General features: G+C 50.4%; 23 protein-coding genes. 14 read left to right on the top strand and 9 right to left on the bottom strand.

Annotation, left to right across the window (positions count from 1 at the left end):
- Positions 1-65 precede the first annotated feature (65 nt).
- The 8 genes from yhfZ to RHD99_RS01640 all read left to right on the top strand — a co-directional run bounded on the left by yhfZ (position 66) and on the right by RHD99_RS01640 (position 7,542).
- Positions 66-968: a GntR family transcriptional regulator YhfZ gene (yhfZ, locus tag RHD99_RS01605; RefSeq protein ID WP_183272318.1), complete on the top strand. Its 903-nt coding sequence runs from the start codon at positions 66-68 to the stop codon at positions 966-968.
- Between the two features lie 25 nt (positions 969-993).
- On the top strand, positions 994-1,350 hold the full coding sequence (locus RHD99_RS01610; RefSeq protein WP_309877263.1) for a PRD domain-containing protein: 357 nt from the start codon (positions 994-996) through the stop codon (positions 1,348-1,350).
- 85 nt (positions 1,351-1,435) lie between these two features.
- Positions 1,436-2,611 carry a YhfX family PLP-dependent enzyme gene (locus RHD99_RS01615; protein WP_309877264.1) on the top strand — a complete coding sequence of 392 codons (1,176 nt, stop codon included), beginning with the start codon at positions 1,436-1,438 and terminating at the stop codon, positions 2,609-2,611.
- Entirely contained in the window at positions 2,604-3,839 is a 1,236-nt protein-coding gene (locus RHD99_RS01620; RefSeq protein WP_309877265.1) for a phosphopentomutase, read from the top strand. Before RHD99_RS01615 ends, RHD99_RS01620 begins: the two co-directional genes overlap by 8 nt.
- On the top strand, positions 3,832-4,722 hold the full coding sequence (locus RHD99_RS01625) for a phosphotriesterase-related protein (protein ID WP_309877266.1): 891 nt from the start codon (positions 3,832-3,834) through the stop codon (positions 4,720-4,722). The genes RHD99_RS01620 and RHD99_RS01625 overlap by 8 nt, the downstream gene beginning before the upstream one ends.
- Positions 4,723-4,731: 9 nt before the next feature.
- Positions 4,732-5,085 (top strand): DUF2620 domain-containing protein, encoded by a 354-nt coding sequence (locus RHD99_RS01630; protein WP_309877267.1) that lies wholly within the window; start codon positions 4,732-4,734, stop codon positions 5,083-5,085.
- Positions 5,086-5,095: 10 nt separating this feature from the next.
- A complete protein-coding gene (locus tag RHD99_RS01635; protein WP_309877268.1) occupies positions 5,096-6,400 on the top strand; it encodes a YhfT family protein in 1,305 nt (434 codons plus the stop codon).
- A 56-nt stretch (positions 6,401-6,456) separates the two neighbouring features.
- Positions 6,457-7,542, top strand: coding sequence for an aminotransferase class V-fold PLP-dependent enzyme (locus RHD99_RS01640; protein WP_309877269.1), 1,086 nt, complete (start codon positions 6,457-6,459; stop codon positions 7,540-7,542).
- A gap of 43 nt (positions 7,543-7,585) precedes the next feature.
- On the opposite strand, the gene RHD99_RS01645 is transcribed toward RHD99_RS01640, so the two are convergent.
- The 5 genes from RHD99_RS01645 to nirB all read right to left on the bottom strand — a co-directional run bounded on the left by RHD99_RS01645 (position 7,586) and on the right by nirB (position 13,214).
- On the bottom strand, positions 7,586-7,759 hold the full coding sequence (locus RHD99_RS01645) for a YhfL family protein (protein WP_309877270.1): 174 nt from the start codon (positions 7,757-7,759) through the stop codon (positions 7,586-7,588).
- A gap of 218 nt (positions 7,760-7,977) precedes the next feature.
- Positions 7,978-9,351 carry a siroheme synthase CysG gene (gene cysG / locus RHD99_RS01650; protein ID WP_183272327.1) on the bottom strand — a complete coding sequence of 458 codons (1,374 nt, stop codon included), beginning with the start codon at positions 9,349-9,351 and terminating at the stop codon, positions 7,978-7,980.
- 19 nt (positions 9,352-9,370) lie between these two features.
- Positions 9,371-10,177 (bottom strand): nitrite transporter NirC, encoded by an 807-nt coding sequence (gene nirC / locus RHD99_RS01655; protein WP_183272328.1) that lies wholly within the window; start codon positions 10,175-10,177, stop codon positions 9,371-9,373.
- A 161-nt stretch (positions 10,178-10,338) separates the two neighbouring features.
- Entirely contained in the window at positions 10,339-10,665 is a 327-nt protein-coding gene (gene nirD, locus RHD99_RS01660) for a nitrite reductase small subunit NirD (protein WP_309877271.1), read from the bottom strand.
- Positions 10,662-13,214 carry a nitrite reductase large subunit NirB gene (gene nirB / locus RHD99_RS01665; RefSeq protein WP_309877272.1) on the bottom strand — a complete coding sequence of 851 codons (2,553 nt, stop codon included), beginning with the start codon at positions 13,212-13,214 and terminating at the stop codon, positions 10,662-10,664. Before nirB ends, nirD begins: the two co-directional genes overlap by 4 nt.
- 227 nt (positions 13,215-13,441) lie before the next feature.
- Here nirB and RHD99_RS01670 point away from each other — a divergent pair, with 227 nt between their 5' ends.
- The gene (locus RHD99_RS01670) at positions 13,442-14,725 is read left to right on the top strand and encodes a cytosine deaminase (protein ID WP_309877273.1); all 1,284 of its coding nucleotides are present in this window, start codon (positions 13,442-13,444) and stop codon (positions 14,723-14,725) included.
- A 28-nt stretch (positions 14,726-14,753) separates the two neighbouring features.
- Here the strand turns inward: RHD99_RS01670 and tsgA are convergent, their stop codons facing one another.
- On the bottom strand, positions 14,754-15,935 hold the full coding sequence (gene tsgA, locus RHD99_RS01675) for an MFS transporter TsgA (RefSeq protein ID WP_309877274.1): 1,182 nt from the start codon (positions 15,933-15,935) through the stop codon (positions 14,754-14,756).
- Positions 15,936-16,341: 406 nt separating this feature from the next.
- Between tsgA and ppiA the strand changes: the two genes are divergently transcribed.
- From ppiA to argD, 4 genes are all read left to right on the top strand, one after another.
- Positions 16,342-16,914, top strand: a complete 573-nt coding sequence (gene ppiA, locus RHD99_RS01680; protein WP_183272333.1) for a peptidylprolyl isomerase A — start codon at positions 16,342-16,344, stop codon at positions 16,912-16,914.
- Between the two features lie 107 nt (positions 16,915-17,021).
- Positions 17,022-17,624, top strand: coding sequence for a putative adenosine monophosphate-protein transferase Fic (locus RHD99_RS01685; protein WP_309877275.1), 603 nt, complete (start codon positions 17,022-17,024; stop codon positions 17,622-17,624).
- A 33-nt stretch (positions 17,625-17,657) separates the two neighbouring features.
- Entirely contained in the window at positions 17,658-18,221 is a 564-nt protein-coding gene (pabA, locus tag RHD99_RS01690; protein WP_309877276.1) for an aminodeoxychorismate synthase component 2, read from the top strand.
- A gap of 98 nt (positions 18,222-18,319) precedes the next feature.
- Positions 18,320-19,546 (top strand): bifunctional acetylornithine/succinyldiaminopimelate transaminase, encoded by a 1,227-nt coding sequence (gene argD, locus RHD99_RS01695; RefSeq protein ID WP_309877277.1) that lies wholly within the window; start codon positions 18,320-18,322, stop codon positions 19,544-19,546.
- Between the two features lie 39 nt (positions 19,547-19,585).
- Here the strand turns inward: argD and RHD99_RS01700 are convergent, their stop codons facing one another.
- Positions 19,586-21,676, bottom strand: coding sequence for a YccS/YhfK family putative transporter (locus RHD99_RS01700; protein ID WP_309877278.1), 2,091 nt, complete (start codon positions 21,674-21,676; stop codon positions 19,586-19,588).
- Between the two features lie 104 nt (positions 21,677-21,780).
- Positions 21,781-22,413, bottom strand: a complete 633-nt coding sequence (crp, locus tag RHD99_RS01705; RefSeq protein ID WP_003852956.1) for a cAMP-activated global transcriptional regulator CRP — start codon at positions 22,411-22,413, stop codon at positions 21,781-21,783.
- A gap of 312 nt (positions 22,414-22,725) precedes the next feature.
- Here crp and RHD99_RS01710 point away from each other — a divergent pair, with 312 nt between their 5' ends.
- On the top strand, positions 22,726-23,130 hold the full coding sequence (locus RHD99_RS01710; RefSeq protein ID WP_183272338.1) for an OsmC family protein: 405 nt from the start codon (positions 22,726-22,728) through the stop codon (positions 23,128-23,130).
- Positions 23,131-23,151: 21 nt separating this feature from the next.
- Here RHD99_RS01710 and RHD99_RS01715 read toward each other — a convergent pair whose 3' ends face one another.
- Positions 23,152-24,030 carry a phosphoribulokinase gene (locus RHD99_RS01715; RefSeq protein WP_183272339.1) on the bottom strand — a complete coding sequence of 293 codons (879 nt, stop codon included), beginning with the start codon at positions 24,028-24,030 and terminating at the stop codon, positions 23,152-23,154.
- Positions 24,031-24,053 lie beyond the last annotated feature (23 nt).

Genomic DNA, 24,053 nt, shown 5'->3' on the forward strand with positions numbered 1-24,053 from the left:
ACCCCATTTGCCATTTATATTCAATTTAATGAAGATATAACCATTCAATAAAATGAAGATTAAATATGAGCCGTAGCTTTATCAAAAAAGAGGGCGTTGCACAGGCCAGCCTGGCGCGTTATTTACTGGGCGAAAAAAGGGGCAGTCGCCTGAAAACCATCGATGAACTGGCGACTGAATGCCGTTTCTCCGTGGGCCTGATTCAGGCAGCCTTAAAAACTCTTGAGAAAGCAGGTGCGGTAAAAGTTGAGCGACGCGGGCGCAACGGAAGTTATCTGGTGAGTATGGATAACAAAATCCTGTTGGCTTTTGCGGATATTGGCAACGTCGTGTGTGCCATGCCGCTGCCCTACACCCGTCTATATGAAGGTTTAGCCAGTGGGTTAAAAGCTCAGTTTGATGGGATTCCATTTTACTACGCGCATATGCGTGGCTCGGATGTTCGCGTGGAATGCCTGTTGAACGGTGTTTACGATCTGGCGGTAGTTTCGCGGCTCGCAGCGCAGAGTTATCTGGATAATACAGATGTGTGTATTGCGCTGGAGCTGGGTCCGCATACTTACGTGGGTGAACATAAACTCATATGCCGTGTGGATACACAACAAATTAAGCGCGTAGGGCTAGACCCGCGCTCGGCCGACCAGCGAATTATGACGGAGATTTATTTTTCTGGTCAGCCGGTTGAGATCCTCGATGTGCCGTATCACGAGTGTATTAACCGCGTCGCAAAAGGTGAAATTGACGCCGTTATCTGGAACGTGGGTGGCGAGGACTCGCTTGAATTGCTCGGTCTGGAAGCGCTGCCTTTGCAGGGTGATGCCCGTTTTGTGCAAGCCTCAGAAGCGGTAGTGCTGACGCGTGCCGATGATGTGCCAATCCAGCAACTTCTGCGCACGGTCGTGAACAAAAATGAGCTGCTTGCTCATCAGCAAAGAGTTCTGCTGGGTGAACAAGAGCCAAGTTATTGAGTATTTCACCAGGGGGTAATGCGGGATGGAAGAGCGGTTAAATCTGTTATGCGATGCAGGCCTCATCGACAGGGATATCTGCGACGGCATGTTAGGCGTTGTTATCCAATTGGAAACGGAGTGGGCCATTGTGCTGCGAAACGAACAAGGGGAAATGGCGATCACTCATATGGCGAATGCATTGATGCGCAGCCGCCGGGGTGAAGAAATCGGCCCGCTTGATGACGAGTTGCTGGAGGAAATCGTCAACTCGCAGGTTTATACACAGCTGCTGCAGATTCATCGCGCCATGCTGGCTCCATTTGATGTCACGCTTCATCCCAATGAAGAAGGTTATCTGCTCGCCAATCTTTTTAGCCTGTGGATGGCGAGCAAAGAATAATTATTGTCAGCAAACTGCTTTATCTTAAATATTCAAAAAAATGATTATTTAGATTTTTTGCAGCATGGAGTCGAGAGGCAAAGGCATGTTTATTGAAGCACTCAAGGCACAAAATCCGGCACTGATTGAGGCCGCAATTAAGTTATGGCAACAGGGTGACATTCTGCCAGATACCTGCGTGATTGATGTTGATCAGGTGATGGAGAACGGTCGTCGCCTGCTGGAAACAGCGGAAAATCTGGGCATCACGCTCTATCTGATGACGAAACAGTTGGGGCGTAACCCGTGGATTGCAACACGCCTGATTGAATTGGGCTTTCATGGCACTGTCGCGGTGGATTTTAAAGAAGCCCGCACATTGCGTAACGCGGGTGTTCAGGTTTCCCACGTTGGGCATCTGGTTCAGGTACCCAAAAGTTTGATAGTGGAAAACGTTAACGCTTCACCAGAAATGATCACCATTTTCTCACTGGAAAAAGCGCAGGAAATTTCTGATGCGGCGCTGCACTGCGGGCAGATTCAGCCGATCATGCTCAAAGTTTTTGGCGATAAAGACACATTGTATCCCGGTCAGGAAGCGGGATTCCCGTTTTCAACGTTGCATGAAGTGGTTGCTGCCATCCAGAAAATGCCTGGGGTAAAAATCACCGGGCTGACTCACTTCCCTTGTTTGTTGTGGGATGAGGACATGCAACAAACGCAACCAACGCCGAATTTGACCACGTTACTACATGCTCGCGATCTGCTTCGTACGCAGGGAATTGAACTGGCACAAATTAACGCGCCATCTGCGTCCAGCTGTAGCTCGTTACCCCTGTTGGCGCAGTACGGCGTGACACATGCAGAACCGGGCCATGCACTCACGGGTACTATTCCTGCAAATCAACACGGCGACCAACCAGAGCGCATCGCCATGTTGTATTTCACTGAAATATCGCATCAATTCCAGGGGCGGAGTTACTGTTTTGGCGGGGGCTACTATCGCCGGGGCCATGCGCAAAATGCCCAGGTTTTCCCGGCAGCAGACAGTGACGCGGTGCCTGCAAAAATACTGCCAATGGATGACAGCAGCATCGACTACCACATCGGCCTTGCGGGCGAGTTTCCCGTGGGCGCGCCGGTCGTCATGTGCTTCCGGACACAGGTTTTTGTTACGCGCAGCGATGTGGCGTTGGTCTCCGGGATAAGCCACGGAAAGCCGGTACTAGAAGCGCTGTACGACAGTCTCGGTAACCCTATCGCTGGAGGTTTGCGTGAGTAAATTTGTGGTTGTGGTGATAGACAGTTTTGGTGTGGGCGCCATGGATGATGTGCCGCAAGTCAGGCCAGAGGATATCGGTGCCAACACTTGCGGGCATATTTTGCAATGCTTCCCGCAGTTACGTTTACCGGTGCTGGAAAAACTCGGTTTGATTAATGCATTGGGTTTTACAGAAGGGGCGATGCAATCCTCTGCGAGCGCTGTTTACGGGACGGCCATGTTGCAACATGAAGGCGGCGACACTTTTATGGGCCACCAGGAAATTCTGGGCACTCGGCCACAACCGCCGCTGCGCATGCCTTTTTCAGCGGTCATTGATGATGTTGAACGCGCGTTAATTGCCGATTGCTGGCAGGTCGAGCGTAAGGGCAACGACCTGCAATATTTGTGGGTAAATCAGGCCGTCGCCATTGGCGATAACCTCGAAGCCGATCTCGGGCAAGTGTTTAATATTAGCGCAAATTTAAACGCTATTTCTTTTGAAGAAGTTCGCGTCATAGGTGAAATTGTTCGCCATTGTGTCCAGGTTGGACGGGTGATCGCATTCGGTGGTTTTCTGGAAAGCAGCCAGCAGCTACTGGACGCCGCTGAGGAAAAACTGGGCCAGTATATCGGCATAAACGCACCACGATCCGGAGTCTATCAACACGGTTTCCAGGTCGTTCACATGGGCTTTGGGGTCAATGCCAGCGTGCAGGTTCCACAAAAACTGCATGAGGTGAATATCAAAACCGTATTGGTGGGCAAAGTGGCTGATATTGCGATTAACCCGCATGGCGTCAGTTACCAGAATCTCGTTGATACCCAGCAGATCATGGACATTACGCTCAATGAACTCCAAAAACCGGGGGATATTTTTATCTGTACCAACATTCAGGAAACCGATCTCGCCGGGCACGCCCAGGACGTGGATCGTTATGCCGAAAGGTTACAGGTTGTAGATGAGAACCTCGGTCGGCTAATGAGCGCAATGCAGCCTGGTGATTGTCTGGTCGTCATGGCCGACCACGGCAACGATCCCACGATTGGTCACAGCAAACACACACGTGAAAACGTGCCGTTACTGGTTTGGCAACCGGGAATCACCGGCGCACATCTTGGCGTCAGAACAACACTGTCCGATGTTGGCGCAACAGTTTGCGATTTCTTCAGCGCAAGCGCACCACAAAACGGCACCTCGTTCCTGCCATTGCTGCATAACACAAACACCGGAGGCAATCATGGTTGAACAATCGCGAATTGATGCGACGGGCTACACCTACGCTCACGAACATCTGCATATCGATCTGTCGTCATTTAAAAACAACATTGATTGCCGCCTGGATCAATACGACCTGATTTGTGCAGAAATGAAATCGCTCTATGCCCAGGGCGTACGCAACATTATTGAAATGACCAATCGATACATGGGGCGTAATCCACAGTTTTTGCTCGATATTATGCAAGACACCGGAATGAACGTGATGGCTTGTACGGGTTACTACCAGCATGATTTTTTCCCGCAGCATGTTGCCACAACCCCAGTGGAAACGCTGGCGCAGGAGATGATCGACGAAATAGAAATCGGCATTGATGGCACCCGCTTAAAAGCCGGGATCATTGCTGAAATTGGGTCGAGTGTGGATGTGATTACGTCGGACGAAGCAAAAGTGTTCGCCGCCGCAGCCATAGCCCATCGGGAAACGGGTCGCCCGATTTCTACCCATACCTCGTTTAGCACCATGGGACTTGAGCAACTGGCGCTACTGAAAAAGCACGGCGTGGATCTCTCGCGCGTTGTCGTCGGGCATTGCGACCTGAAAGACAACCTCGACAACATTCTGCGCATGATTGAACAGGGCGCGTACGTTCAGTTCGATACCATCGGTAAAAACAACTATTACCCGGATGAGAAACGCGTGGCGATGCTACAAGAAATTGCCCGCCGCGGCCTGCTGGACCACGTGATGCTCTCGATGGATATTACCCGCCGCTCACATTTAAAGGCGAATGGCGGCCTTGGTTTTGATTACTTGCTGACAACGTTTGTCCCTTTATTGCGGGAGGCTGGCTTCACCCAGGCCGACGTTGATTTGATGTTGCGTGACAATCCCTCTGTATTCTTTAAATAAGGAATTCCCATGAAAAAGATTGGCGTTGCTGGCTTACAGCGTGAGCTCATTAAAAAAACCATCGAGACTTCTGCACCTAATCACTTTGAAGTGTTTATTTACAACGATATGGAAGCGGCCACGAAGGTTAAATCCGGCCAGCTTGATTACTACATTGGGGCCTGCAACACCGGGGCGGGGGCCGCATTGTCTATCGCTATTGCGATAATTGGCTACAACAAAAGTTGCACCATAGCGAAGCCGGGAATTAGGGCGAAGGAAGAGCAGGTCGCCAAAATGGTCGCGGAAGGAAAAGTCGCTTTTGGCCTGTCGGTTGAGCATATCGAACATGCCATTCCGATGCTTATCGCCCACTTAAAATAAAGGCGGCGCTATGGATTTCTACATTCAGATTCTCGTGGTTGCTTGTCTGACCGGCATGACGGCACTGCTGGCGCATAAGTCGGCGGCGGTATTCCACGATGGTATTCGCCCCATTTTGCCTCAGCTTATTGAAGGCAATATGAATCGCCGCGAGGCGGGAAGTATTGCATTCGGACTGAGTATTGGCTTTGTGGCATCGGTCGGTATTTCGTTTACGCTCAAAACAGGTTTGCTCAATAGCTGGTTGCTGTTTTTGCCGACGGATATTATCGGTGTGTTGGCTTTTAATAGTGCATTGGCATTTGGTCTGGGCGCGGTCTGGGGGATTCTGATCCTCACCTGCCTGCTGCCGGTAAACCATTTACTGACTGCACTGCCGGTAGACGTGCTGGGTTCACTTGGTGAGCTGAGTTCACCGGTCGTTTCGGCTTTCGCGCTGTTCCCATTGGTGGCGATTTTCTATCAGTTTGGCTGGAAGAACAGCCTGTTCGCGGCAGTAGTGGTATTGATGACGCGCGTGCTCATCGTGCGCTTCTTCCCGCATCTCAACCCTGAATCTATTGAGATTTTCGTCGGCATGGTCATGCTGTTGGGCATTGCGATTTCGCAGGATCATCGCACTCGCGATGAACGAGAAGGCGACGATGGCGGTTCGTCGGTCTTTGAAGAACGAACATCGCGAATCATCAAGAACCTGCCGTACATCGCGATTGTCGGTGGCCTGATTGCAGCCGTAGCCAGCATGAAGATTTTTGCGGGGTCAGAAGTGTCTATCTTCACGCTTGAGAAGGCTTATACGGCGGGACTTGATCCGGCGCAGTCGCAGACTCTGATAAACCAGGCAGCGCTGGCTGAATTCATGCGCGGTTTGGGATTTGTACCCATGATAGCAACCACCGCGCTGGCGACGGGTGTTTATGCTGTAGCAGGCTTCACCTTTGTCTTCGCTGTGGGCTATTTAATCTCTAACCCGTTGATTGCCTTCGTTGTGGGTGCGTTGGTCATTTCTGCAGAAGTGCTGCTGTTACGCTCCATTGGTAAATGGCTGGGGCGATATCCTTCGGTGCGAAATGCCTCAGATAACATCCGTAACGCGATGAATATGCTGATGGAAATGGCATTGCTGGTTGGCTCTATATTTGCCACCATCAAAATGGCGGGATACACCGGTTTTACCATCGCCGCCGCGCTCTATTTCCTTAATGAATCACTGGGGCGTCCGGTTCAGAAAATGGCCTCTCCTGTCGTTGCGGTGCTGATAACCGGTATTGTGCTTAACATTCTCTACTATTGCGGCCTGTTCGTTCCGGTCTGATCCCTTCCTTACGCCTGCTGTTGATCGCGACGGCAGGCCTTCATGGAGCGAGTAAAGTGAAAACCTGGCCTTTGCAAAGCCTGACGATGGAGCAGGCGCAGTGTAAGCAGTTCCAACTGGTGGATGTGATTTGTCGGCATTTCCCCGGCAGTGATTTTCTCAATGGCGGCGATTTGGGTTTGGTACCCGGCCTGAATCAGCCGCAGATGACTCGTCGTGTTGAGGCCGTGCTGGCCGATTTCTTTGGCGCACCGGCGGCGGCATTCGTTCAGGGGGCTGGAACGGGGGCGATTCGTAGCGGCCTGGCGGCCATGTTGAATGCAGGAGAAAGTTTGCTTATCCACGATGCCCCTCTTTACCCCACGACTGCCGTCATTGCCGAACAGATGGGTTTGCGACTGATTCTTGCCGATTTTAATCAGCTTGAGGAAGTCAAAAAAGCGATTGAATTGCACCAGCCGAAGGCCGCACTTATCCAGCATACGCGGCAAAAGTTAGATGATTCATACGAATTGAACCGTGTTATCGCTTGCTTTAACCAATACGGATTGCCGTCACTGACTGATGATAATTATGCGGTGATGAAAGTCGACAATATTGGGTGCGAATGCGGCTCCACACTTTCTACTTTCTCGTGTTTTAAACTTTTTGGCCCACCGGGAATTGGCGTGGTAGTGGGGGAAGAAAAAGTGGTGAGTGCTGTGCGACAGAGTATGTATTCAGGTGGCAGCCAGGTTCAGGGGTTCCAGGCAATGGAAGCCTTGCGTGGGCTGGTGTTCGCGCCAGTGATGCACGCGGTTCAGTCGCAGGTTAACAACAGTCTTGTTGAGGCGCTGAACTCTGGGCATATTCCACAGGTTAAACATGCATTTATTGCTAACGCCCAATCGAAAGTTCTTCTGGTGGAGTTTCATCAGCCGATTGCGGAAAAGGTACTTTATTCAGCGCAGAAATTGGGTGCGTTGCCGTATCCGGTCGGAGCTGAGTCGAAATATGAAATCCCACCGTTGTTTTACCGGGTGTCCGGCACGTTTCGGCAGACCGACCCAACGCTTGAACAACGTATGATTCGTATTAATCCCAATCGCAGTGGGATGCAGACGGTGTTGCGTATTTTGCAGGAAAGTTGTCAGGGGCTATAAATAAAATCGCTCTCATAATATGAGAGCGATTTTGAGTGCTTGCTTATTTAGACTCATCCGCAGGGCCGCAGCCGCCAATGATTCTTGAAATAGAAATAGCTGGGTGAAGAAGGTAGTCGTAGCCACAGTTTTTGCTTTTGTTTTCAATGTGTCCGCTACATGCAGTCAATGTGGATAAAACAACAAATACGGTAGCAATTTTCACGAGCTTAATCATGAGTCTTCCCTGGTTATAAATAGAATAATATGGATGATACTTAATATAAAAAGGCGATTAAGTGTATGTGATGAAAGGGAAATTGCTAAGTCCGCAATCCTACCGACATTAAATGATAATCGTATTGCTAATTAAAATTCCGTTAGTAATCAGAATTAAGGAATAAAAAAGCCTGCGGGAATTAACCAGCAGGCTAGATTTTATCTAAGATAATATCTTTAGTGATTCGAGAACCAATTTAATTTATCGCGCAATGCTACAACACGGCCAACAATAATTAATGCCGGGCTTTCAACCTGAGTCGATAATGTGCCGAGCTCGCTTAATATTCCGCTGACGACGCGTTGTTTAACCGCTGTGCCGTTTTCGACCAGCGCGACCGGCATCTCTGCGGTCATACCGTGTTTAATCAAATTTTCCTGAATGGCTGGAGCCTGGTTCAGACCCATATAAAACACCAGGGTCTGTTTTTCAGCGGCCAGGTTTTCCCAGTCCAGTTCACCACCTGTTTTCAAATGGCCTGTAACCAGACGGACACTTTGCGCGTAATCGCGGTGGGTTAAGGGAATGCCTGAATATGCTGAACAACCGGACGCCGCAGTAATGCCTGGAACGACGGAGAACGGAATGCCGCCCTCACACAGCGTTTCTAACTCTTCACCGCCACGACCAAAGATGAACGGATCGCCACCTTTCAGACGCACAACGCGTTTACCGCTTTGCGCTTCTCGCAGCAGAATTTGGTTAATTTCTTCTTGCGGAACACAGTGATAACCCGCGCGTTTTCCCACGAATACGCGGTCAGCATCGCGGCGAACCAGGTTCATAATGTCGTCGGAGACCAGGCGATCATAGACCACGACATCGGCTTGCTGGATTTGCTGTAACCCTTTTAATGTCAGCAATCCGGCATCACCAGGTCCTGCGCCGACCAGCACCACTTCACCGCGGTGATCCAGTGGTGTCGCAAACATCGACTCAGTTTCTTTATCGATAGCTTTCTGGTCTTCGTTGGCCAAATACTGTGCCAGACGATCATTGGAGAAGAACTTCTCCCAGAAGCGGCGGCGTTCGCCCATCGTTTTGAAATTTGATTTAACTTTGCCGCGCAGAGTCCCGGCATAAGCGGCGATTTTCCCCAGATGCAGCGGCAGAATGGCTTCGAGTTTTTCTCGTAACAGACGGGCAAGAACAGGAGATGTGCCACCGGAAGAGACCGCAACCATCAGCGGTGAGCGGTCAATAATCGATGGCATGATGAAGCTGGCTTGTTTGGGCGCATCAACAACGTTACAGAAAATACGGCGGGATTCGCATGCCTCGCTGACATGTTGATTCACGGCGTCGTCGTCTGTCGCGGCAATGGCGAGCCAGCACTCATCGAGTAACGCGGGGAGGAATTCACCCTGTACCAATGTAATCATGCCCTGTTCAGCCCACACCTGAAATTGTGGGGAGAAGTCCAGGGCATTTACAGTGACTTTTGCACCTGCCTCCATCAACAAACGCGCTTTACGTTCCGCAACGTCGCCGCCACCCACGAGCAGGCAGTCACGACTTTGCAATTGACAAAATATTGGCAGGTGATCCACGGTCAATCCTCAAAAGAAATTAGTTACGTGCAGTCTCCGGCGCGGCGATTCGCTCAGGCTGTGGACGCTCCGCTTTCGGAGTAGCATACCAATAACCCAGACCCATGAATACTACGCCAGATAGGGTATTCCCAAGCGTTACCCACAGCAGGTTGTGACCGATACCTGCAAGGGTATAAGCGTCGCTGTGATGGCCAAACCAGGAAAGTGCAAACAGAGTCATGTTGGCAATGGAGTGTTCGTAGCCGGAAGCGATGAACGCCAGAAGACACCACCAGATAGCGATGAATTTCGCGGCACCTTCAGTACGTACAGCCATCCAGATTGCAAGACAAACCAACCAGTTACACAGCGCGCCTTTAAAGAACAGCACCATTGCCGGAGCGGTGGTTTTTGCTAATGCAGCGGTGTGAACCAGGCTGGTATCTAACGGCAAAAGACTGCCGCCGCCCCATTTGTAGAGCAGTGCCACAAACACAGAACCCACCAGATTGCCTAACCAGGTTTTCGGCAAAATGCCCCACATCTGACCATGGGAGATGGTGCCGGCTTTCACACCAAACGTCAGGAACATCGTGTGTCCAGTGAATAACTCAGAGCCTGCGATGATGACGAGTGTCAGGGCGATACCGAAGGTAGCCCCCATTACCAGTGGACGCAGCGAAGGCTCAACCAGATTACCGAGGGTGAAAATCAGGATGATCCCAAGTCCCACGTAAGCCCCTGCCATCGCGGAGCTTATCCAAAAACCCAGCGGGTTGTTTTTCGACAATCGGGCAATGCGAGCGGCATTAGCCGCACATTTATTGATGGTATCGGTGAACATTTTTGTTATCCCAAGAAAGTGAAAGAAAATTAAAAAATGGAGAATGAAGTTCTTGAAGCCCCTCACCCTAACCCTCTCCCAAAGGAGAGGGGATTGCCCGGAGAAGCCTTTTGACGTTCTCCCTCTCCTGTGGGAGAGGGGCGGGGTGAGGGCGGGTTGTTTTATGCTTTAATCTGAACCTGGCCGTCTTGTACACGCGCTTTATAGTGCGCGATTGAGCGGCCCTCATCTTCCATACACAATCCATCACGCAGTCTGAAACGCTGCTTTTTCAATGGACTGGCAACCCAAAGTTCGTTCTGGTGTTCGGCAATTAACCCACGAGACAACACGCTGGCTTCAAAGAACGGGTCGATGTTGCTCAGAGCGAAAACCTGATCGTCATTACGTGGGCGGAAAATGGCTATCTGCTGATTTCCCACCAATGCGCAAACACCGGTAGCAGGCAGGATGTCGTTTAACGGGCAAACGGTAGTCCACTGGCTCATACATTTTCCTCCACTTCTTCTACCAGGGTGACCGGGATACGTTCGTAAGGTGTAGCCGGACGGTGCTGCTCACGCTCAGGAACAATCTGTACATTCGGATCGCGCTGCGGGCTGTTGATAAAGTGTTTGAAGCGAACTTGCGCTTCTGGGGTATTTACAGTTTCAGTCCACTCACAAATCACTTTCTCGCGCAGGCGCTCCAGTTCGGCTTCAAGTTGAGCGTTCAGACCCAGTTTGTCGTCGATAATGACCTGTTTCAGGTATTCGATACCGCCTTCCAGACTATCCAGCCAAGGTGCGGTACGGGTCAGTTTGTCTGCGGTGCGGATGTAGAACATCATGAAACGGTCGAGGTATTTGATCAGCATTTCACGGTCTAAATCAGCGGCCAGTAAATCAGCGTGGCGTGGTTTCATACCGCCATTACCGCAGACATACAGGTTCCAGCCTTTTTCGGTAGCGATAATGCCCACGTCTTTACCCTGTGCTTCTGCACATTCACGGGTACAGCCGGATACACCGAATTTCATTTTGTGCGGGGTACGAATCCCCTTGTAACGGTTCTCTAGCTCAACGCCGAAGCCGACGCTGTCGCCTACGCCGTAACGGCACCAGGTGCTGCCCACGCAGGTTTTCGCCATACGCAGTGCTTTCGCGTATGCATGGCCGGTTTCAAAACCGGCATCAATCAGCTGGCGCCAGATTTCTGGTAAATCATCTTTTTGAGCACCAAACAGGCCGATACGCTGGGAACCGGTAATTTTGGTGTAGAGATTGAATTCTCGGGCGATACGACCTACTTCCATCAGGCCTTCTGGGGTAATTTCACCGCCAGCAGAGCGTGGAATGACTGAGTAAGTCCCGTCTTTCTGGATGTTGCCGAGGAAGTTGTCGTTGGTGTCCTGTAGTGGCGTGTGCTTAGGTGCCAGCACATATTCGTTCCAGCAAGAGGCCAGCAGAGAACCGACGGTCGGTTTACACACTTCACAGCCGTAACCTTTACCGTATTTTTCCAGCAGCTCGTCGAAGGATTTAATACCTTCAACGCGGATCAGGTGGTACAGCTCCTGACGAGAAAACGCAAAGTGTTCACACAGGTTGTGGTTAACTTCGATGCCTTGTTTGCTCAACTCGGCATTTAATACCTGAGTGATCAATGGAATACAGCCGCCGCAGCCAGTGCCCGCTTTGGTTTCCGCTTTCAGCGCCGCAACGGTATGACAACCCTTGTTGATCGCTTTAATCAGATGACCTTTAGTGACATCGAAGCAAGAGCAGATTTGCGCGCTGTCGGGCAGTTTGTCGACACCAATCGCGGGTTTACCAGAGCTTGCGTGCGCCGGAAGAATTAACGCATCCGGGTTTTCAGGCAGTTCTATGTTGTTCAGAACCAGTTGCAGCAGGTTGCCGTAATCGCTGGTGTCGCCCACCAGAACGGCGCCAAGCAGAGTTTTATTGTCGGCGCTGACAATCAGACGCTTATAAACTTCTTTGCTTTCGTCGAGATAAACATAGCTGCGGCAATTTGGCGTGCGGCCATGCGCATCACCAATCCCGCCAACATCGACGCCGAGTAATTTCAGCTTGGCGCTCATGTCTGCGCCTTCGAAGGCGTTTTCAGAACCAAGCAGATGGTCGGCAGTGACCTGCGCCATTTTGTAGCCAGGTGCAACCAGGCCGAATGTACGATTATTCCAGCTGGCACATTCACCAATGGCGTAGATGTCCGGGTCAGAAGTCTGGCAAGTGTCGTTGATAACGATACCGCCACGTTGCGCTGTTGCCAGGCCGCACTGGGTGGCGAGTTTATCGCGTGGACGGATACCGGTGGAGAAGACGATGAAGTCCACTTCCAGGTCGGTACCATCTGCAAAACGCATGGTCTTACGCGCTTCGTTGCCCTGCTGGACAATTTCCTGGGTGTTTTTGCTGGTGTGGACGCGTACGCCCATGCTTTCGATTTTATTGCGCAGTTGCTCGCCGCCCATGCGGTCGAGTTGTTCAGCCATCAACATTGGCGCGAATTCGATAACGTGAGTTTCGACACCCAGGTTTTTCAGCGCACCTGCGGCTTCAAGACCTAATAAACCGCCACCGACAACGGCACCGCGTTTACTACGACGGGCGCACGCTTCAATGGCGTTCAAATCTTCGATAGTGCGGTAGACGAAACAGTCTTGTGTTTCAGAACCTTTAATCGGTGGGATCCACGGATAAGAACCGGTTGCCATCACCAGTTTGTCGTAATACACGGTACGGCCGGTATTCGAGTGGATGACCTTTTCCTGGCGGTTAATGGTGATGGCGCGTTCGCCAACCAGCACTTTTACACCATGTTTTTCGTAGAAGCCGTCACGAACCAGCGATAATTCTTCAGCGGTATGATGAGAAAAATAGGAAGAGAGGTGTACGCGATCGTAGGCTTTTCGCGGCTCTTCACAAAAAACAGTAATGTCGAATTGGCCTGGCTGGGCTTTATCAAGTAGGTCTTCGATAAAGCGATGGCCAACCATGCCATTACCGATGATTGCGATTTTGACTTTGCTCATAATTGCCTCAATTTCTTTTCTATTACTGCCTACCTTAACGATTCAGCAATGGCGATTATTGATACAAATCAAATACACCTTTATATACCTCTTAATGGGTATATGCATGATTTTAGTGAGTTTTTCTAAGGTGTGGAATTGTTTGGCTTTTCGTGAAGAGACAATAAATGTTCTCATTTTGATGAGTGTGCTATGAAGAAGGGGTGGTTAATCAAGAAGAGGTGGATATGAGCAATAAGGTGTTGGAGCTAATTCAAAATGTGCGTCTGGTCGGGCGCGAAGGTTTGTGGCAATTAACTTTCGAAAACGGGCGCATTCTGGCAATCAAACCGATGGGCGAAACCCAGCCTGAGAGCCAACAGATTCTTGATGGGCGAGGCGGTTTAGCCATCCCGCCTTTTATCGAACCACACATTCACCTTGATACCACGCAGACCGCAGGGCAACCCCACTGGAATCAGTCAGGAACTTTGTTTGAAGGCATTGAACGCTGGGCTGAACGCAAAGCATTGCTGACGCACGAAGATGTAAAACAACGCGCCTGGCAAACACTGAAATGGCAGATAGCCAACGGTATCCAGTATGTACGCACCCATGTTGATGTGTCGGATCCAACGCTGACTGCGTTAAAAGCGATGCTCGAAGTGAAAAAGGAAGCTGCGCCGTGGATTGAGGTACAGATTGTCGCCTTCCCGCAGGAAGGGATCCTTTCTTATCCCAACGGTGAAGCCCTGCTTGAAGAGGCCCTACGCCTTGGTGCTGATGTGGTTGGGGCTATTCCGCATTTTGAATTTACCCGCGAATACGGTGTTGAGTCATTGCATAAGGCTTTTGCGCTGGCACAAAAGTACGATCGCCCGCTAGATATTCACTGCGATGAAATAGACGATGAGCAATCACGCTTTGTCGAAACGGTCTCTGCACTCGCTCTGCGAGATGGCATTGGCGCGCGCGTAACCGCCAGCCATACCACGGCGATGCACTCTTACAATGGCGCTTATACCTCGCGTTTGTTCCGTTTGCTGAAGCTTTCCGGGATTAACTTTGTTGCCAATCCGCTGGTGAATATCCATCTGCAAGGGCGTTTTGATGATTACCCGAAACGCCGGGGTATCACCCGTGTAAAAGAGTTGCTCGAAGCGGGAATCAACGTCTGTTTCGGCCATGATGATGTGTTCGACCCGTGGTATCCACTGGGCACCGCTAATATGCTACAGGTGCTGCATATGGGGCTGCATGTTTGCCAGATGATGGGGTATCAGCAAATTGATGAAGGCTTGAAACTGATCACCGAGAATAGTGCGCGTACGTTCGGGGTACAGGATTACGGCATTGTTGAGGGAAATACGGCGAATCTGATCATTCTTCCGGCAGAGAATGGCTTTGATGCAGTGAGGAGACAGGTTCCTGTGCGCTGGTCGGTGCGCGGTGGAAAGGTCATTGCGACGACACAATTGTCACAAACCTGGGTGATGCTGGATGAGGCGGAAGAGATAAATTTTGGCGGGTAAAATCTACCCGCCATGACAATATTCGTGATTAGTGTGCGGCAGTCGCATTATGTTGGCGGTGTTTCGTCACCAGTCCCAAAATCAGGCACATAATAAACACCACTGCATACAGGGCGTTTGCGGTTTGCAGCGCCGCATGTGGGCCGCTGTGAGCCACAATCGGGCCGGTGACAACGAAGGTCAGCATGGTACCGATGGTGCCGCAAGTCAGGACGAAGTTAACCAGTTTTGGCGAAGCCACTTTGGTCTGCAAAGAACCCAGCGTAATGACCGAGGTGTAAATCGCGCTGGAGAAGAAGCCCAGAGCCAGAATAAACCACGCCAGATGCGTAGGCTCGCTGGTGTTGAACAGATACATCAGCACTGTGGCAGCACCCGCAAGCACAGTCAGAATGCGTTGCAGATCGAAGAAGCGCAAAATAAAGCTAAATGCCCACATGCCAAACATATAAGACATCCAGAAATCGCTAACTAACTGACCCGCATCATTCAGATTCATGCCCAGGCTTTTGGCGTATTCCGGAACCCAGGAGATAAAGCCCAGTTGACCAAGGATGTAGCACAGCGCGGCAATGGACAGGAACAACACGCCAACGCCCCATTTTTCTTTCTCGACGACTTTCTCAGTTTGCGCAGCATGTTTGCCTAATGCCGGGAAATCACAACCAATTGTCAGAATAAAAATCGCAACGTAAACCAGGCCGATGCAGACATAGACCCAATACCAGTTGATGCTGCGAGCCAGAAGAATCGCGGCCACCATTGGGAAAATCATCCCCGCCATACTAAAGAAGGAGTCGGTAAATAACAGACGTGAGCCCCGCTGACGGCCTTCGTACATATGGGTTATCAGGAAGGTACCAATCGACATGGTGATACCGCTGACCAGACCAAGAACAAACATCGCCACTGAGAAAATGGTCAGGTTGTCGCCAAAGATAAGCCCAGCAACGGCCAGAACCATCAGGATGAAACCAAAGCGAAGTTGAGTTTTGAGTGGCACGATTTCCATTAACCAGGCGTTCAGGAAGATAGAAATCAAAATGCCCGCATTCAGGAAGGTAAAGGTATTACTCATGCTGGAAACGGGAACGTGGAAGTATTCGGCAATATTGCCCATCACCATCCCGGTGACGATCACCAACGCGCCAGTCAGGGCGTAGGAGAAGAAGCTGATCCATGTGAGCTTAATACGATTGCTGTTAGTCATGACAAGCCTGTGAATATCCCCGTCATACTTCAAGCTGCTTATGCGTTGGCTGCTCCCACTCACCCCAGTCACTTACTCAAGTAAGCTCTTGGGGACTCGCGGGCTTGCCGCCTTGAAGCAACTTGAATTATTTAGGGGTATAAAAATGTAAAGTGCTTTGACAGCACTCGAGAAGGATGGATTTTAGTCAAAAATGTGACCCATTCATACATTTTATGAATCATTTGCTGTAATGACATGCATTTTAAGTGATATGAATCACATTGAAATGTGCCGTATGTTTATTCGTTCATTTAACTTATTGATTTGTGTGAAAGTAAAAAACCGTAAATGGCTGGCGCATAGTTGAGTGCCTCTTTACAATCTAGCAACTTGCTTCATTCACTGCCTTCGTAAGGAATTATTCATGCTCAAATCGACTCTGGCGGCCGTAGCAACCGTGTTTGCTCTTACCGCGCTATCTCCTGCTGCGCTAGCTGCTAAAGGTGACCCACACGTCCTGCTGACAACTTCAGCGGGTGAAATTGAGCTTGAGTTAAATAGCCAAAAAGCCCCCGTCTCTGCGAAAAACTTCGTTGACTATGTGAACAGCGGCTTCTATAACAACACCATTTTCCATCGTGTGATCCCAGGCTTCATGCTTCAGGGTGGCGGCTTTACTGAAGATATGAATCAAAAGCAGCCGAATCCACCGATTAAAAACGAAGCCGATAACGGGCTGCGTAATACCCGCGGCACCATTTCTATGGCGCGTACCGCAGATAAAGACAGTGCAACCAGCCAGTTCTTCATCAACGTGGCTGACAATGCTTTCCTCGACCACGGACAGCGCGACTTCGGTTATGCAGTATTTGGTAAAGTTGTGAAAGGGATGGACGTTGCCGATAAGATCTCTCAAGTGCAGACGCATGATGTGGGTCCATACCAAAATGTTCCGTCAAAACCTGTCGTTATCCTTTCCGCTAAAGTCCTGCCGTAAATAATACCTGCGCGGGTAATCTCTACCTGCGCAATCTCCTCCTTCCAGCACTTCCACCGATTGCTGCTTATACTTGTGGCAAGAAAGGGTCATGTTAGGGAGGCACCATGGCAAAGAAACTGACCGACAAACAAAAGTCCCGCCTTTGGCAACAACAGCGAAGCCGTTCATTTCAGGCCAGTAATCGGCTGGATGTTCTTGAACCTCATGCGCAAGATGAGGCTATCGCACTACGCGCAGACACGATTGAACTTGGCCCGCTGCATCGCGGATTGCCGTGGTTGTGTGCCATCCATCAGCAACTTTTTCAGGATGTCTTCGATTGGGCAGGCGACCTACGTGATGTGGATATTTCCAAGGGCGAGACTCGTTTTTGCCATTTCGAATACATCGAAAATGAAGGCAACGATCTGCTTCAGGAGATGGAAGACGAACATTATCTGACGGGGCTTGCCAGAAACGAGTTTGTTAATCGCCTGGCACATTACTACTGTGAGATTAACGTTCTTCACCCGTTCTTTGTGGGGAGTGGGCGCGCGCAGCGTGTGTTCTTTGAGCAACTGGCGATTCATGCCGGATATCTGTTGGACTGGAGTGGCGTCGATCCTGACGAATGGCAAGCTGCAAATCAGGCTGGTGCGTTGGGAGATTTAACCCAGCTCAGCGAGATTTTCACTAAAGTCGTGAGTGAAGCGCGGGAAAGCGAATAGAATAGCGCGGTTCATTTTTACCCGGGAGCCGCGATGCTACTGCTTATCGACAATTACGACTCATTCACATGGAACCTTTATCAGTACTTTTGCGAATTGGGCGCGGAAGTCATGGTGAAACGTAACGATGAGCTGACCCTTTCGGAAATCAGCGCGTTGGCACCAGAAAAACTGGTTATCTCCCCTGGTCCTTGTACACCTTCTGAAGCGGGTATTTCCCTCGCGGCGATTACCCACTTCGCCGGAAAACTACCCATCCTCGGCGTTTGCCTTGGTCATCAGGCGATTGCCCAGGCATTTGGTGCGACAATTGTCCGCGCCCAAAAAGTGATGCACGGTAAAACCTCCGCTATTTCGCATAACAATACTGGTGTATTTAACGGTCTGAACAATCCTCTGACCGTGACGCGTTACCACTCTTTAGTCATCGACCCGCCAACGCTGCCAGAGTGTTTTGACGTGACGGCCTGGACTGATAAGCAAGAGATTATGGGCATTCGTCATCGCGAGCTGACGCTGGAAGGCGTGCAGTTTCACCCGGAAAGCATTCTCAGCGAGCAGGGACATCAACTGTTAGCCAATTTCCTGAAGTATTGATTTTTTATTGCCACTAAATGATTTTTTATGCATATTCCATGATTATATTTTCATGTGTCTTCCATGACGTTTGATGCGTAAAAAGGGATGGGCAATAAATGGCAACTGAACAATCAGCAATTACCCGGGCAACTTTCGATGAAGTCATTTTGCCGATTTATGCACCGGCAGAGTTTATCCCGGTAAAAGGCCTGGGGAGCCGTATCTGGGATCAACAAGGAAAAGAGTATGTTGATTTCGCGGGTGGGATCGCAGTGACGGCGTTGGGGCACTGCCATCCGGCATTAGTTGAAGCGTTAAAAAGCCAGGGCGAAACGCTATGGCATACCAGTAATGTGTTCACCAACGAACCTGCTCTGCGCCTCGGACGTAAGCTGATTGATGCCACATTTGCTGAACGCGTGCTCTTTATGAACTCTGGCACCGAAGCAAATGAAACCGCATTTAAACTGGCTCGTTATTACGCGTCCACACGCCATAGTCCGTACAAAACCAAAATTATCGCCTTCCATAACGCTTTCCATGGTCGATCTTTGTTTACCGTCTCTGTTGGTGGGCAGCTGAAATATTCCGATGGTTTTGGGCCGAAACCCGCCGATATTATCCATGTACCGTTTAACGATTTGCATGCGGTAAAAGCCGTAATGGACGATCACACCTGTGCGGTGGTGGTTGAGCCGATTCAGGGAGAGGGTGGCGTCACGGCGGCTACGCCAGAATTCCTGCAAGGCCTACGCGAACTGTGCGATGAACACAAAGCCCTGTTAGTTTTCGATGAAGTGCAGTGCGGCATGGGGCGTATCGGCGAACTGTTTGCGTATATGTATTACGGCGTGACTCCGGACATTTTGACCAGTGCTAAGGCGCTTGGTGGCGGATTCCCTGTGAGTGTCATGCTGACGACGCAAGAAATAGCCTCGGCATTCCATGTTGGTACACACGGTTCTACCTACGGTGGAAATCCGCTGGCGTGTGCTGTTGCAGGTGCGGCGTTTGATATCATCAATACGCCTGAGGTGTTGAAGGGCGTCACTGAAAAACGTCAGCAGTTCGTGAAGCATTTAAAGCAGATTGATGAGCAGTTTGATGTGTTCAGCGATATTCGCGGCATGGGTTTGTTGATTGGTGCGGAGCTGAAACCGCAATACAAAGGCCGTACTCGTGAATTCCTTCACGCGGCCGCTCAGGAAGGCGTGATGGTTTTGAATGCCGGGCCTGATGTCATGCGCTTTGCACCAGCTTTAATTGTTGAAAAGGCTGATATTGATGAAGGTATGGCGCGCTTTGCTAAAGCGGTCGAGAAAATCGTATCTCAGGTCGTGTAAGCGCCCGCGTCATCCGGAAAAACGGCGGATGACGTAGGTTTATTTACTCTCAGGCCGACGTAAACGGTTCAGCCAGATACCATGATGGGGGCGCTGGCGCCATGCAACCGACGAAATGGTGTGCATTGTGCTGAGGTGACCCAAAATCCGCTGTAAATGTTGTTCCATTGTGCTCAATGGCCCACTCGGAAGCCCTTCCAGTGGGTCGAGAATGTTCGCGTCGTTAGTCTCTCCCGGCCCATCGTACTGCAACCGCTGTTGGCATCGTTGCAGCGCAATTTCACATGACTGCAAATAATGCTGGGCTAAATCCGGGGTCAGCATGTTGTGCTCGCGTGCCAGAGTCGTCATGGCATTGATATGCTCGACGATAAACTGGCTGTGCGTCACCCACAGTTTCATATCTGCCAGATAATGCGAGTTGAAACCGGGCTCCTGCATCGCCTGGTTCAGCGAGTTAAACAGTGCATTATGGGCCTGATTGACCTTCATACGCTCCCAGGCTAAAGGCGTAGGTTCAGGGTCGTTACTCAGAATAAGACGAATGGCTTCCTGGTCTGTTTCCAGTGCGTCGTGGGCGTTCTGGCGCAGCAACCCACTTTGCCATTGCGGCCAAAGCCACACCATGCCACCGAAGGCAATCAAACAACCCAGCAGCGTATCTATCAAACGCGGAACAATATATTGCTCCGCGCTAAGCGTTAACAGTTGCAGGGTATAGACCGCTGTCACGGTGAAACCAATTGTCGCCCAGCCATAGCTTTGACGAATAATCAAATAGCTGACGAGGGTAATGACCAGCATCGCGGCCAACGCAATGTCTTGTGGGAAGTGAAAGTGCAGGGCGAAACCCGCAATGGCCAGGCCTGCAATGGTGCCTGCCGAACGGTGCAGAATGCGTACCCGAGTGGCGCCGTAGCCATTTTGCGTTACAAACATCACCGTCATTAAAATCCAGTAGGGTTTTGGCAGATGTAAAAATGCGCCAAAAATACTGGCGATGGTTAACATCACACCTAACCGGGCGGCGTTGCGCAGAGCCGCTGATTTCAATGATAAATAGCTTTTCAGCGCTGCCCAAAGTGGCAAACGGCGCTGTCGGTCTTCCATTAAATCACGGACATACAGTGGGCGCTGGCTGCGTAATACACGCGCGATACGGCTGAAGTGATAATGGCAAAACTGTCCGACCGGGTTATCCGGATTCTGCCGGGCGATTTTCTCGAGGGCTTCAATTTGCTTCTCCATCGTAAAACGCTGCGGGTAACGATGGTAAAGAATGTCATCGGCCAGAACGCGTAAACGGGCCGCAATGGTCTGCGCATTCCAGCGAATAACGGCTTCCGCATGACTTTGCGCGACAAGTTTTTGCACCTCGGCGGGTTGATGCAAACTGACGGAAATGTGCTCTTGTAGATCTAACGCGATTTGAAAGGAGCGTAACAAATGCTTGTAACCGTTTTGCTGGTTCGCCGATAGCATATGCAGTTGTTGGTAGCAGTTGGTAATCAAGTCGACGGCTTTTTGCTGGCGAGCCAGGAGCGGTGGGAGTGATGTTTCGGGATCGGTATGCTTTGTCAGCATGCTGTATTTGGCTTCACAGTAATCCGCTAATTGGCGATAGAGCAGGCTTAACGATTCGCGCAACGGCTGCTCGCGCCACATCCAGAACCAAAGCCAGTTAAATACCCCGTACCAAATCGTGCCAGAGACATACAGCACCATCGGCTTCCAGATAGGCATATTACCGGCCATGCTGAGCGTAAAGATGGCAGCAATCAACGAGGCTGGAAGCAAGCGTGCATGCAGGGCGCTGATTTCTGCGGTAACGCCAAGCATGAGCGCCATCACCATGAGAATAACGGGTAATGGAACGGAGGTGTACAGCAGCAAAAGCTGCATGATTAAACTGCTGACAGCGAAAAGAGTGCCGCCAACAATCAGGCGTTTGAAGAAGCGTTTATGAGGTGTATCCAGACCGGCAATGTTGCAACAGGCGGGCACTAACGAGAACAGCAGGCCTAACTGCAAATTTCCGAGCAGTAAACCTACCCCCACAGGAAGGCACAGCACCAGCGTTTGCCGCAAAGCGTAGTTAACTTCTGGATGGTAGATCAGTCGGCGCCACATAGCTCTTCATAATACAAGTTGCGGGGGTGTTGGCTACACTCAGAGAAGTGTAGAGACAAAAAAGGCGTGTTACCTGAGCGACACGCCTTTTTTGAGAACGGAGATTAACGAGTGCCGTAAACGACGATCGTTTTACCGTGAGCGGAGATCAGGTTTTGATCTTCCAGCATTTTCAAAATACGACCAACGGTTTCACGAGAGCAACCTACGATCTGACCGATTTCCTGACGGGTAATTTTAATCTGCATACCGTCTGGGTGGGTCATTGCATCAGGTTGTTTCGCCAGGTTCAGCAGCGTCTGTGCGATACGACCAGTCACATCCAGGAATGCCAGGTTACCGACTTTCTCAGATGTCACTTGCAGACGACGAGCCATCTGGGAAGACAGGCGCATTAGAATGTCTGGGTTGACCTGAATCAGCTGGCGGAATTTTTTATAGGAAATTTCAGCCACTTCACAGGCAGATTTAGCACGAACCCATGCACTACGTTCCTGGCCTTCTTCGAACAGCCCTAACTCACCAATAAAATCGCCCTGATTCAGATAGGAGAGGATCATTTCCTTGCCCTCTTCATCTTTAATCAGAACAGCCACAGAGCCCTTGACGATGTAATACAGCGTCTCAGCTTTTTCACCTTGGTGAATCAGTGTGCTCTTCGATGGATACTTATGAATATGGCAATGGGACAAGAACCATTCGAGAGTCGGGTCTGTTTGCGGTTTGCCAAGCACCATGCGCGGTTATCCTCTGTTTATAACTAGCTACCAACGACAAGACGCTAAACATCCTGTCTGGCGTTGCAAGTATTAGAATATTCCCCACCTTGGGGAGATGGCATGCAAGTCATTCTTGCTGCCTGTAATTAGTGACGTCCTCTGCATACATGCATTACGTCAATGTATCGATGTAGCATCTGGATTGTTTTAGCATAGCTTTTGACAAGTGTCTCCTATTGTCTCGTTTCAGCATGACGCAGGTCGCCTTCCGTTGCCAGTTTTGCTGCATCCGCGTACTCTGAAAGGGTTTTTTTCAACTGGAGAAGTAACATGCAGGCACGAGTGAAGTGGGTTGAAGGGTTAACCTTCCTTGGGGAGTCCGCTTCAGGACACCAGATTTTGATGGATGGTAATTCTGGCGATAAAGCCCCAAGTCCGATGGAGATGGTTCTGATGGCTGCGGGGGGCTGCAGTGCAATCGATGTAGTTTCTATTTTGCAAAAAGGTCGCTACAACGTGACGGATTGCGAAGTAAAACTGACCTCTGAGCGCCGTGAAGAAGCCCCTCGTCTTTTTACCACCATTAACCTGCATTTCATCGTGACAGGCAAAGAACTGAAAGATAACGCGGTTTCCCGCGCGGTGGATTTATCTGCTGAAAAGTATTGTTCTGTTGCTCTGATGCTGGAAAAAGCTGTGAACATTACTCATAGCTATGAAGTGATTGAAGGCTAATGTGTGTCAGCAGGGCGGTAACTATCCGCCCTGATTGATGTGTCGACCTTCTGCCAGCCGTTTAACTAGCGGTGCCATAATCAATTCCATTGCCAGTCCCATCTTGCCACCCGGCACCACTAATGTATTGATGTGGGAAATGAATGAGCCTTGCAGCATGGCGAGCAGGTACGGGTAGTCAATGTTATCCAGCCCACGAAAATGAATCACCACGAAGCTTTCATCCAGTGACGGAATACCACGTGCCGCAAATGGGTTAGACGTATCAACGGTAGGCACGCGCTGGAAGTTGATATGGGTACGGGAAAATTGCGGCGTGATGTAATTGATGTAATCGTCCATCGAGCGTACGACTGAGTCCATCACCGCTTCTCTGGAATGTCCGCGTTCGCTGGTGTCCCGCACCAGTTTTTGTATCCATTCCAGGTTCACAATCGGCACTACGCCAACCAACAAGTCGACGGCATTCGCCACATCATGATGCGGGGTGACAACTCCTCCGTGCAAACCTTCATAGAACAAGACATCAGTCGGTTCCGGCAGCGATTGCCACGGAGTAAACGTACCCGGAATTTGGTTCCAGGGTACCGCTTCATCATAGGTATGCAGATACTTGCGTGATTTACCTTGCCCGGTATTTCCGTACTCCAGAAACGTTTGCTCAAGCAAGCCGAAGTCATTCGCTTCCGGGCCAAAGTAGCTGATATGGCGACCCAAATCGCGAGCTTTACGGATAGCCATATCCATTTCAGGGCGAGTGAAACGGTGGAAACTGTCACCTTCGACTTCGGCTGCGCGAAGATTGAGTTGCTGAAATATTTTGCGAAAGGCAAGGCTGGTGGTGGTCGTTCCCGCGCCGCTGGAACCTGTTACGGCAATAACCGGATGTTTGGCTGACATAAGGCAACAACTCCCTGGGTAAT

Origin of the sequence: Buttiauxella selenatireducens (genome assembly GCF_031432975.1) — a bacterium.
In the GTDB taxonomy this organism is placed as follows: Bacteria; Pseudomonadota; Gammaproteobacteria; order Enterobacterales; family Enterobacteriaceae; genus Buttiauxella; species Buttiauxella selenatireducens.